The organism is Occallatibacter sp., from assembly GCF_036502485.1.
Lineage (GTDB): Bacteria > Acidobacteriota > Terriglobia > Terriglobales > Acidobacteriaceae > Telmatobacter.
Map to the genome: position 1 here is coordinate 22,437 of NZ_DASXYM010000090.1, position 9,174 is coordinate 31,610.

Below are 9,174 nucleotides of genomic sequence, written 5' to 3' on the forward strand. Positions count from 1 at the left end.
AACATCTAACCTATTGCGATAGTGCCCTCAGACTGGGGTCCATGGGCAGCGCACGTTCTTTTTGACTTCATCGCAGGATGAACTTCCAAGCTCAGGCGCCGCGACAAGCCACCGGCCCGGCGCCCTTAAGGAGAGCCTCTTGGCGCAGGAATCTCTACCTCCCTACGTTCGCCGTGTTCTGTGTCTCATTTTCCCGACCCTGATCTTCGTACTATTCACCGGATGCTCGGTCTTCAACGGCTCAACGGCCAAACCCACCGTGACTCTTGCCGCCAGTCCCACTTCCATCGCTGCTGGTGCCACTGTCACGCTGACCGCGTCCGCTACCAATGCGAAGAACGTGACCATCACCGGCACGGACGGATCGAGCTACACGCTGGCAACAACTGGCGGCACACAGACCGTCACTCCCACTGCCACCACTACGTACACCGCGACAGCCCAGAACAGCACCGGCTCCGCCACCGCGGCCGCGACTGTGACCGTGACGGCAGCCGCCGGACCTACGGTGACCATCACGGCGAATCCCGCCACCATCACCTCCGGCGCTTCTTCCACTCTCACCGTGGCCGCGGCTAACGCCACCAGCGTCACTGTCGCCGGATCTGACGGCAGCTCCTACACACTGGCTGCGACCGGCGGAACCCAGGTCGTCACGCCGTCTGCGACCACCACCTATACTGCAACAGCAACCAGCGCGAGCGGCAATGCCACTGCTACTGCGACCGTCACCGTGAACGGCGGCTCCGTGCCCACGGTGACCATCACCGCGAACCCCACCACCATCACCTCCGGCGCTTCTTCCACTCTCACCGTGACCGCGGCTAACGCCACCAGCGTCACTGTCGCCGGATCTGACGGCAGCTCCTACACACTGGCTGCGACCGGCGGAACCCAGGTAGTGACCCCAACTTCCACCACTACCTATACAGCGACTGCGACCAATGCCAGTGGCAACGCCACGGTCACGGCCACGGTAACGGTGAACCCGGGTGCGCCCACAGTGACGATCACCGCCAACCCGACCACTGTCACCGCGGGGACATCTACTACTCTCACCGTCGCCGCCACCAATGCTACCCAGGTGACAGTTGCCGGCTCTGACGGAAGCTCCTATAACCTGCAGCCGACCGGCGGCACGCAGAGCGTAAGCCCCACCGCCACTACAACCTACACCGCAACTGCAACAGGGGCGGCCGGCACAGCGACTGCCTCGGCTACGGTTACGGTCATTCCTGCGGCGAGCCTGCAGTCCATCGAGCATGTGATCTTCATGCTGCAGGAGAACCACACCTTCGATAACTACTTCGGCATGCTGAATCCATACCGCAACAGCAATGGATTCTCCACCGGAGACGACGGCGTGGTGTACCAGGTAGATGGCACCGACGACAAGCTCTCCACCATCACCAACGAAGATGACGAAGGCAATTCCTACCCGTTGTTCAAGCTGAAGAGCACTTGCATTGACGATGACAGCTCTGACTGGCTGGCGAGCTATGGCGATGTGAACCGCTATAACTTCACGACGACGCGGCCCATCAACATGGATGGGTTCGTGCACACCGCTGAAGGCTACGCCAAGAGCTGCACTGCCAACGGGGCCATCTGCTCCGGCAGCTTCACAGACCTCGCGGGGCAGCGCGCCATGGGCTACTACGATCAGGGCTTCCTCAACTACTACTACTACATGGCATCGCAGTTCTCCATGTCGGATCGCTGGTTCTCGCCTGTGGCCAGTAAGAGCGTTAACAACCGCATCGCCACGTTCAGTGGCGGCACCACCGAGGGCCTGGTAAAAGACCCCGGCAACGATGGCGTCGGCCAACTCAGCTTGCCCAGCATCTTCCAGGAACTCGACCAGAACAACGTTTCCTGGAAGATCTACTGGATTGTGAACCAGAGCCTCTGCACGTCTGACGATGCATGCGGCCAAGGAGGTTCGAAGTTACCAGCGACGTTTTTCTCCAACTTCACTTACTCGCTGAAGTACATGTACAACAACCCGTCGGGCGCGGCGTGCAACGCGCCCACGCAGCCTTCCAGCGTAATCGGGGACACCAGCAACTCGTTCTGCGTCGACCCCAACCACATTGCGAATATCCAGCAGTACTTCACTGATGTCGCCAACAAAACTCTGCCCAGTTTCGCTTTCATTGAAGCTGGCTACGGCAACTACGACGAACATCCCGGCTCCGGTCAATCGGTGATCAGCGGCCAGTACCAGGTTGCGAACATCATCAATTCGCTTATGCAGAGCCCGTCCTGGAGCAGCTCGGCCTTCTTCCTCGGTTACGATGAAGGCGGCGGTCCGTACGACCACGTGCCCCCGGTGCCCACTCATTCCAACGACTACACCGACGCTTCGCTGAGCGCGTCGATCCCCGACATTTCATCGATCGCCGTGAACCCTGACGGCTACAAACCGTGCGTACCGGCCGGCGGCACACCCACCGTGCACTGCGACCTGGGGGCGCATGATCCAGGCGCCAATGCAGCAGACGCGCCCGCCGTCAATGGATTTGCCGCGCAGCTCGGCTTCCGTATACCCAACTTCGTAGTGTCGCCCTACGCCCGCCGACACTACGTCTCTCACATCCCGATGGACCACACGGCGGTGATCAAGTTCGTGGAAAACCGGTTCATCAACAGCTCCGCGCACCTCACTGCACGCGATGCCGCACAACCCAATCTGCTCGATTTGTTCGACTTCAATACGGCACCGTGGAAGACCCCGCCATCCCCGCCGGCGCCCGTGACCAAGGCCACACTCGGCTACGATCCATGCACGCCGCAGAGCATGCAATAGCCGCAACGCCGACGCAAAGAAATCGGCGGCTCCGGCCGCCGATTTCTTTTAGCGTGCGCGAGTCCGGCTGACAGCGGAACCCGGGGTTGACGCGGTGACTCGGTACGCCGTGAATCCGCGTTGACCTGCTGCTTTTGAAGAACGCCGGCTGGGGTTGCACACCTGACCGGCCGCCTGGTGTAATTCCTGAGTTGCTCAATCTCCGGGCAGATGCTCTGATCTCGACGCGCACAGCAGGCAGCGACGACCAGCAAGAACTCACCACGGCACGATAGCTCAGGAATTGCCGCAGTCATCACCCTACAAACAACAAGCCCGGCCGCAGCAGCGGCCGGGCTTGTAAGAAGCGCTACAAGCTACTCGACCTGTATGTCCGTGGCCACATACCGATTGCCGTCATAATCCGCGGAGATACGCACCTTCTGCCCCATTCGCAAGGTGGTCGCAGACTGGTGGGTGGGGTCGAAGAAGATTTGATAGGGCTGGTTCGACTTGGCGTCAAGCAGAGTCAACGAGCCGCTATGTATATCGAGCGCCGAAAGCGTCCCGCTGAAAATGAATGTTGCGCCTGGTGCCGCAAGCACCGAAATCTGCGTAGCTACGCCCTGTCCTTTGTTGTTGGAATCGAATTGAACGGTGACAAGCGATCCCGGTAAAAGATCGTTCGCACTCGATTGCTGTCCTGAGAATGCGGACTGACCTTCCCGTTTGAATGCCGTCTGGTTGGTCACCATCACGCGGAATGCCGCGCGGCTCTGAGAGGACGTGAGGCTCAGAATGCCGCGATCCCGGTCGTAACTCATCACCCGACCTTCATAGTCGCCCGTCGGCTGGTCCGAAAGGATATGCACGGTGACCGCAAAAATCGCGGCGCCATCCAGCGTCGTCTGCACCGAGGCATGCGCGGACGGCGCCAATTCGCGTAATCCAATGCGTTTGCCGTCACGGAAGACCTGGGTCCGTTCGTCATACAGGATCTTCATGGGTTTTTCGCCGTAGACATGCAGCACCAGGCGATCCCGCACCGGGTCGACCTCACGAATCGATCCACCTAATACCGTGCTCTTCCCCTTCGGGAGAGGCGGCACATCCGTTAAATGGGCCGCTGCCTCCGTTTTCACGGAACTCGCGGATACCCCGGCTTCGGTGGTGGTTGTGGGCGCGGCAGAAGCCTGGCTCAGGAAGGCTCCGCCAAGCATTGCCATAACGAGAAGTGGTTCCATATCAGCGCACCTTGTGGTGGGGGAAATCTGGCTAGACTCTGGTTTTGATGGCATTCAGCGGCTGGTGGTGGCCTGAAATATACGTTTTGACCGCAGGAGCAACACCGTTTCCGCTTGCGCATCTAAACAAACGTGCCCACATATCTCTGAAACCTCCAAGGGCTGATTTGGAAGGGAATTTCGCCGAGCACTATGCTTAAGACTTTCAAGCTAGGCGTTGCAATTGCACTTGTTGCCATGGGTGCGTCCACCCATGCCTGGGCGAGCGAGGGACACAGAATCATGATCCCTCTCCGCAGCAGGCTCAGTCCCGTACAGCGACTGAACCGCGAAGGCGTCGAGGCCGTCAAGCATCACCGGTACGAAAAGGCCCAGTCGCTCTTTTATAAGGCGTACCTGTACGATCCCGCTGATCCTTTCACCCTGAACAACCTCGGGTACATCTCTGAGGTGCAGGGTCAGCTTGAGCGCGCGCACAAATTTTACGAATTGGCCGCCGAGCAGGGCAGCGATGCCAACATCGACGTGACCAGCCAGAAGCACCTCAAGGGCCAGCCCATGAAGGCGGCGCTCATCGAGCTCAAAGACCGCACCATGCGCGTGAATCGGATGAACATCGATGCGATGCGGATGCTCCAGCAGGACCGCAACTTTGAAGCTATCGAGACCCTCAAGCAGGCTCTCGCGCTCGACACGCAGAATCCTTTCACCCTGAACAATCTGGGGTACGCGTACGAGTCGGTCTCCGATCTTGAAAACGCGTTGAAGTATTACCAGCAGTCCGGGACCCTCAATTCCAATGAGCCTGCAGCCATCACCCTCGACAAGAACTGGCGCGGAAAGTCTGTGAGCAACATGGCCCGCACCAGCGCCAAGCGCCTGGAGAAGAGGATGGATTCCGGCGATCTCACGGAAGCCAAGGCTGTCATGTACACGCTGCGCGGCGTTCACGCTGAGAATGCCAATAACTGGACCGAGGCCCGCGAGGATTTTCTCCACGCCTACGCGCTCGATCCTTCCAGCGCCTTTTCGATCAACAATCGCGGCTACGTCGCGGAACGCGAAGGCGATCTCGAGACCGCCCAGTACTTCTATGAGAAGGCGCGGCGCGCCAACGACGCGAACGCCAAGGTTGGACTCGCAACCAAGCTCTACGCGCAGGGACAGGCCCTGGCCGTGGTTGCCGATGACAGCAATCAAAAGGTAGACAACGCACTCGATATTTACAGCCGAGAGCGCAAACGCTCGTCTTCCGCGGTTGAACTCACGCCACGGGGCGGAACTATGGAATCCGCACCTGAACAGAAGCCGGACCACGATCCGAACGTCAAGCCGGAAGCCAATCCCGCTCCTCAGCCGAACCAGCAGCAGAATCCTCAATAAATCAAGGGCTCCATAGACATGACTACAGCAGCGTTTCCTTCTTCTACGTCGATGACTCTTCTCTCGCGTCTCCTGCTGGTTCCGCAGGGCGCCTCCTCTGCATCGCCGATGCAGGAGGAGCTGAAGCGCGATATACGTTCCATCTCGCGTGAACAGTTCGACGATTTGTTGACCTTGGCCAATCTCAATCATGTCGTCGTCCGCGGCATGAAGATCTTTATAGACATCGTTCGCGCGGGCGGCGACGAAGTGCGCACGAAGTGGGCACTGGACGCGCTCGCCGCTGAAGAGCAGCGCATCAACACCGCACTCCCGTTCCTGCACAATATCTGCCAGGCCTTTGAGGGGCAGGGCCTCGATGTCACGGTTATCAAGTCGCTCGACCACTGGCCCGACCTCGGCAGCGATCTCGATCTGTACTCCAACGCCGGGCCGCAACAGGTTATCGATCTGATGACGCAACACTTCGGCGCCACGGTATCCGCGCGCAGCTGGGGCGACCGCCTCGCCGGCAAGTGGAACTTCGAGATCCCCGGCCTCGCTGAGTCGGTCGAAATCCACGTGCAGCGTCTCGGACAAACGGGGGAGCAAAGCGCGATCGCTTCGTCGCTCATGCACCGCACCCGAACTATCGAGGTCGCCGGCCGCACGTTCCGGGTGACGCACAAGTCTGACCGTCTGCTGATCTCCACTCTGCAGCGCATGTACCGTCATTTCTACTTCCGTCTTTGTGACATTCTCGATTCCGCCGCGCTCGTCGAAAACGACGGTCTCGATTTCCAGGATCTGCATGACGCCGCACAGAAGGCCGAGATATGGGAAGGCACCGCAACTTACCTTGCCATCGTGTCGGACTACGTCAAGAAATATCGCGGAACGCCCGTCCAGCTGCCGCAGCTGGTCACGTCTTCCGCCCGCTTTGGGGGCGATGCCGTCTATTACGCGCGCGGATTTATTCGCGTGCCCATCATGCCGCAATCCGCAAAGCTCTACGGATCGCAGCTTGCCGGCATCTTAAAGAAGAGAGAGCTGCACAACGGTGCCCGGCTCAGCCTGTTACCTTGGTTGGCCACCGCCGCGGTCGTGGGTCAAAAGCTCACCGGCAGCGACAAAGGCATCTGGTAACTCGAGGTTTTTGGTGGGAGCCGCCACTCAGCGCGACGGGCGGTAAAAAAAGGGGAAATTCTTCAAGCTAACAGTCGGTTGAAGAGAGGGGGATGCGGGGCTTTACCTCGCAATATCTTTATGAGCAATCAAGGACCAGTAAATCCCGGCTCACGTGGCAGGCTCGTCGTCGAGAGGTCTGGCCGAAACGTCCAGGGCCCCGGTGCTTATAACCGCTCCAACCTGGCGTTGGACGTGGAAGAGACATATGCAGCGGAAGTGCTGCCGATGCCGCGCCTCGTGCCGGCGCACGCCGGCGCAGCCGCCATGGTTGGCATTCCCACCTTCGCCGGTCTCGATCAGGCCACCAAGCAAAAGGACCCCACGTCGAAGGCCGTTTCGGCGGTTGTTCACGTCGTGGCCATCTCCGCGCTGCTCTGGCTTGGTTTCAAAGCGAAGCAGACCTTCGTGCCCCCGATCACCCAACCGGTTAACATCACCCTTTACGCGCCACCGCCGCCGCCCAAGGTGCTCCCGGTCGCGCCCAAGATGGGTGGCGGCGGTGGAGGCGGCGCGCATGAGGTAGTTGAGCCTATCAAGGGCAATCCGCCCAAGGTAATCGCTCCCAAGATGACCACCATCGCTCCTCAGATTCTCAAGGTCGATAATCCCAAAATGGCCGCAGAGCCCACTGAGATTGTCAAAATGCCGGACAATCCCAACATGCCTAACCTGGGCCTGTCGAACTCTCCGCAGATTGCTCTCGCCTCCCAGGGCAAGGGCGGCGGGTCGGGCTTCGGGTCCGGTCTTGGCGGCGGCCTGGGCATGGGCAAAGGCATCGGCTCGGGGCCCGGCAGCGGCGGTGGATACGGTGGCGGCCTCATGAGCGTTGGCGGCGGCGTCAGCGCACCCACGGTCGTTCACTCCATCGAGCCTGAGTTCACTGAAGAAGCGCGTCAGGCCAACTATCAGGGGGGCGTCTCGATCGCGCTCATCGTGGATGCGCAGGGTAACCCGCAGAACGTGCACGTTACCCGCCACGCCAGCTATGGCCTCGATCAGAAAGCCGTGGAAGCTGTGAAGCAGTACAAGTTCCGGCCCGCGATGTACCAGGGGCACCCGGTCGCCGTCCAGATCGTTATCGACGTAGCTTTCCACCTGCATTGATTTAGAAGCAAGGGTAAAGGCAAGGAGAGGAGCCCACGCGGCTCCTCTTTTTGCTCTGGACCTCGCTTTTCTTCTATTTTGACTTGTCATCCTGAAGGCGCCGCGAACATGCGGAGGACGATTAGAGGGGGTGGCTATTTACTGATCAGTAATCCTTCCGATTCGCCCCGCTCGAAAAAGCTGCTTCTTAAGCCTTAGAAATTCTCGCCCGAAAAGTGAGCTGCATCACGTATGGCCGTCCACCTAAGTCTTTCTGTTTCAATGAGTGGCCCTCAGCGTGCGCAGGAGGCGAAAAACAATGACCTATTAATTTTCCAGTAAACCGAAGCTGATGCTGTTGCGGTTTGGCCCCAGGGTGGTTCCCACTCTTAACGACACCCATCGGCTTTGCTATTGTGACAGCTTCTGATTTTCGGTCGGTGATGGCGGTCACGGGTGGATGTTTACGGTGAGATTCCGGCGGCCCGACGGGGCTAGAAGGCGGAAGGCAAGAGGCAAAAGCAGGACAAACCCACCCTGTTCATAAGGAGCGCTGCGAAGGGTCTTCCAACTCCCTCTCCGCCTCCCTTACGCTTTCTACCCTTCCCAAATCCCTCCAGCGATACTCGTCCGCGCGGAACGCCGCGATCTTCTTTCCCTCGCCTGCCAGCCGCAGATAGGTGCTGATGATCGAGAACGCACCCTCTTCGGTCATTCTCCGCAACACTTCCGGAGATAAGACGTGGATGCCCGAAAACGCGAGCGCAGCAGGCGCAGCACAATCCCGCACTAATTCGTCGGCACTCCCGCGCCGCCCGCACAACGTCCCATCGCGATCGAAGAGCAGATAACGCGATGTTTTCCGCTCCTGCACGGCCAGCGTGGCCATCGCTCCGCTGTCTTGGTGCGCGCTCACCAGCCGGCCGAGGTCAATGGTGCTCAGCACATCCACGTTGTGCACCAGGAACGGCTGGTCATCTTCCAGAAAAAACCAGGCTGCCTTTTTGATCCCGCCGCCCGTGTCGAGCAGTTCTTCCTCGCACGACACCTCGATCCTCATCCCGAAGTTTTCATGGGCGCGCAGATATCTGATTATCATGTCCGCGTAGTGGTGCACGTTGACGATCACGTCCTGCACACCGAATGCGCGCAGCCGCTCGAGCGTGATTTCGAGCATGGTGCGCCCGCCCACCTCGACCAGCGCCTTGGGCCGGTCATTCGTCAGCGGACGCAGCCTCGTCCCGAGTCCCGCGGCCAGCACCATCGCCTTCATTTGCCCATCTTCTCCAACTCGATGTGCCGCACCGCCACGTCCATTCCACTGTTTGCACGCAGATGCCTGGCCATCTGCTCGGCCAGAAACACGGACCGATGTTGTCCGCCTGTGCAACCGAAGGAAACCATGAGGCTCTTGAAGCCGCGCTTTGTATACGTCGCCACACTGGCATCCACCAGCGACGCGGCGCTTGAAAAAAATCGGTGCACGCTCTCCTGCTGGTTCAGATACTC

7 protein-coding genes are annotated in these 9,174 nt (G+C 59.6%); 4 read left to right on the forward strand and 3 right to left on the reverse strand.

Annotated features, from left to right (window positions below; genetic code table 11):
- Positions 1 to 139: 139 nt before the first annotated feature.
- The gene (locus tag VGL22_RS12815) at positions 140 to 2,809 is read left to right on the forward strand and encodes an alkaline phosphatase family protein (RefSeq protein WP_465267325.1); all 2,670 of its coding nucleotides are present in this window, start codon (positions 140 to 142) and stop codon (positions 2,807 to 2,809) included.
- Between the two features lie 356 nt (positions 2,810 to 3,165).
- Here VGL22_RS12815 and VGL22_RS12820 read toward each other — a convergent pair whose 3' ends face one another.
- Positions 3,166 to 4,032, reverse strand: coding sequence for a DUF5666 domain-containing protein (locus VGL22_RS12820; protein ID WP_465267326.1), 867 nt, complete (start codon positions 4,030 to 4,032; stop codon positions 3,166 to 3,168).
- A gap of 282 nt (positions 4,033 to 4,314) precedes the next feature.
- On the opposite strand from VGL22_RS12820, the gene VGL22_RS12825 reads away from it, so the two are divergent.
- The 3 genes from VGL22_RS12825 to VGL22_RS12835 all read left to right on the forward strand — a co-directional run bounded on the left by VGL22_RS12825 (position 4,315) and on the right by VGL22_RS12835 (position 7,686).
- The gene (locus tag VGL22_RS12825) at positions 4,315 to 5,415 is read left to right on the forward strand and encodes a tetratricopeptide repeat protein (protein WP_465267327.1); all 1,101 of its coding nucleotides are present in this window, start codon (positions 4,315 to 4,317) and stop codon (positions 5,413 to 5,415) included.
- Positions 5,416 to 5,523: 108 nt separating this feature from the next.
- Entirely contained in the window at positions 5,524 to 6,540 is a 1,017-nt protein-coding gene (locus tag VGL22_RS12830; protein WP_465267328.1) for a hypothetical protein, read from the forward strand.
- Positions 6,541 to 6,660: 120 nt separating this feature from the next.
- Complete coding sequence (locus VGL22_RS12835) at positions 6,661 to 7,686, forward strand: energy transducer TonB (RefSeq protein WP_465267329.1); 1,026 nt, start codon at positions 6,661 to 6,663, stop codon at positions 7,684 to 7,686.
- Positions 7,687 to 8,206: 520 nt separating this feature from the next.
- On the opposite strand, the gene VGL22_RS12840 is transcribed toward VGL22_RS12835, so the two are convergent.
- Both VGL22_RS12840 and VGL22_RS12845 read right to left on the reverse strand, forming a co-directional pair.
- A complete protein-coding gene (locus VGL22_RS12840; protein WP_465267330.1) occupies positions 8,207 to 8,938 on the reverse strand; it encodes a nucleotidyltransferase family protein in 732 nt (243 codons plus the stop codon).
- Positions 8,935 to 9,174 (reverse strand): RapZ C-terminal domain-containing protein (locus tag VGL22_RS12845; protein WP_465267331.1); only part of this gene is annotated, 240 nt, incomplete at its 5' end. The genes VGL22_RS12840 and VGL22_RS12845, both read right to left, overlap by 4 nt.